The sequence below is a fragment of the Sulfolobales archaeon genome (assembly GCA_038897115.1).
GTDB lineage: Archaea > Thermoproteota > Thermoprotei_A > Sulfolobales > AG1 > AG1.
The window spans coordinates 1-2545 of the sequence record JAWAXC010000188.1 but is presented as its reverse complement, the minus strand read 5'-3'; the positions used below and the strand labels follow the sequence as shown (position 1 = coordinate 2545).

Below are 2545 nucleotides of genomic sequence, written 5' to 3'. Positions count from 1 at the left end.
TCAATTAGATATAACTACACACTTGACCATGTGATAGAGACAAGCTTATACGAGCTTAAAGTTAGGATATCGAGAATATTGTTTGGGTGAGCCTATGGAGGAGAGGAGAGGAAGGATCATAAGGATCAGCGGGAGCTTAGTAGTTGCCGAAGGCATCCCAAGACCCCAGATGTATGAGGTTGCAGAGGTTGGGGAGCAGAGGCTTATTGGCGAGATTGTAAGGATAGATGGAGATAGATCATATATACAGGTCTATGAATCAACATCAGGTTTAAAACCAGGAGAGCCGGTATATGGCACAGGATCTCCTCTATCCGTTGAGCTTGGCCCAGGCCTTATAGGGCAGATCTTCGATGGTATACAGAGGCCTCTCAAGAGAATAGCTGATATTACTAAAAGTATTTTCGTGACAAGAGGTATTAAGCTAGAGGCTGTTCCTAGAGATAGGAAATATCTATTCACACCAGCAAAAGATCTAAAGCCAGGTGATAAGGTCGAGCCAGGGGATGTGATTGGATATGTTGAGGAAACACCCCTTATAAAACACGCTATAATGATCCCACATGATATAAGGGGGAGGATCGTAGAGATAGCTCCTGAGGGCGAGTACACAGTAGAAGATCATGTGGCATATGTAGAGGACAACGGTGAGAAAAGGGCTGTTAAAATGCTCCAGAGATGGCCTGCGAGGAGGCCAAGGCCTTTCAAGGAGAAGCTAGAGCCGGAGCTCCCAATGCTCACAGGCATGAGGATCATAGATACGCTATTCCCAATGGCTAAGGGCGGTACAGGAGCTATACCAGGGGGCTTTGGAACAGGGAAGTGCGTTCCACCTAATACGCCAATACTACTAGCGTCAGGCGAGCTTGTTCCAATCAAGGAGCTATACGAAAGAGTGAGAGGCAAGGGTGTTATAGTCGAGAGTAGCGGGGAGGAAGAGTTAATAGACATCTCAAGCCTGGGTCTCAGGATATTGACGTTCGATGGCATAAGACTCAGGGAAGCTCCTATAAGCTACATCTACAGAGGCAAATCCAGGTATATGGTCAGGATTAGAACTAGATCTGGTAGGGTTATAGAGGTCACACCACCCCATAGGCTCCTTAAGCTAAGCGAGGAGGGATATATAGTTGAGACCCCTGCAGCTGAGCTAAGGAGGGGAGACCAGCTAGTCATACCCAGGTACCTCCCAGTTAATGGTAAGCCACAACTCCTTGATCCCTACGAGCTAGGATTGGAAGATGCAACGGTGAGAAACGATGAGGATCTGAAACGGGTACAGGAGCTCATCAAGGTATTAGTGTATAGACTTGGTGGCTACAAGAGAGCGTCTGAAACATTAGGCATTAATGAGAAGATCCTAAGACAGATAGTTAAGGGTAAGACTAGGCCTAGGTTAGGTCTCGTTAGGAAAGTATGTGAGTTGCTAGGAGTAGAACCGCTGAAACCAAGGGTTCTCGGGCTGCCTAGGAGTACGATCTCAGTAAGGGTACCCGAGCGTCTAGACGAGGATCTAGCGGAGTTGCTAGGACTAGTAATATCTGATGGTATGGTGACTGACAAGACCGTAAGGTTCTTCAGTAACTCGGAGGAGCTGAGAGCTAGATTCAAGGAGCTAGTATACAGGGTCTTTGGAGTTGTGGCTAGGGATGAATCGTTTAGAACGGTCAAAGGTGTCATAGTGAACTCTAAGCTAGTAGCTAGGATACTTAGAGCATTGGGAGTACCCTCTAGGAGAAAGTCCCGGGAGGCGATAGTCCCACACTTAATACTAAGATCCCCTATAAACGTGGTGAAAGCCTTCCTAAGAGGCTACTACTTAGGAGACGGTAGCTTTGCGAAGAACGAGGTCGAGATAACAACGGCATCTAAGTGGGTAGCAGTAGGCCTGGCTTACTTACTAGCTAGACTAGGCATACTATATACTATAAGAGAGAAGAGGATAGCTGACAGAGTCTACTATAGGATTATAATAACGAGTAGAGATGAGATAGAGAAGTTCCTAGAAGCGATATCAGCTGAGTGGATCATGAATTTAAGTAAGATCCTCAGGATAGTATCGTATATATCAAGTAAGAGGCAGGGTAGGAAGGCTAGGGATGCTGTGAGGATAGAGCCACAGGTAATATCAAGAGCTATACTTGCGGTCTCAAGAAGAATCCTGGAGCAAGCGGGGATTAACATAAAGAACTACACTATACTAGGCGAGAGAATAGGCGCGGCAAAACTAATGCTACTAGCACAGCTAACTGAAGATAGCATGCTAAGCTCCATAGCTAAGGCATTAAAGTACGTGGCTTTCGATGAAGTGGAAAGCGTAGAGGTCATCGAGGGGGACTTCAACGTATACGACATCACAGTACCTGGAACCCATAACTTCGTAGGAGGCGAAGTACCAGCTATACTCCATAACACTGTGACTCTTCACTCGCTGGCTATGTGGAGCGATGCAAGAGTTGTGATATACATAGGATGTGGCGAGAGGGGTAATGAGATGACCGAGGTTCTGGAGAAGTTCCCAACATATAAGGATCCGTGGAGTGGG

The 2545-nt window shown here is 46.5% G+C and carries 1 protein-coding gene; it reads left to right on the top strand.

What is annotated here, in order from left to right:
• Positions 1–94 precede the first annotated feature (94 nt).
• On the top strand, positions 95–2545 hold a 2451-nt coding region (locus QXE01_12620; GenBank protein MEM4972082.1), incomplete at its 3' end, for an LAGLIDADG family homing endonuclease.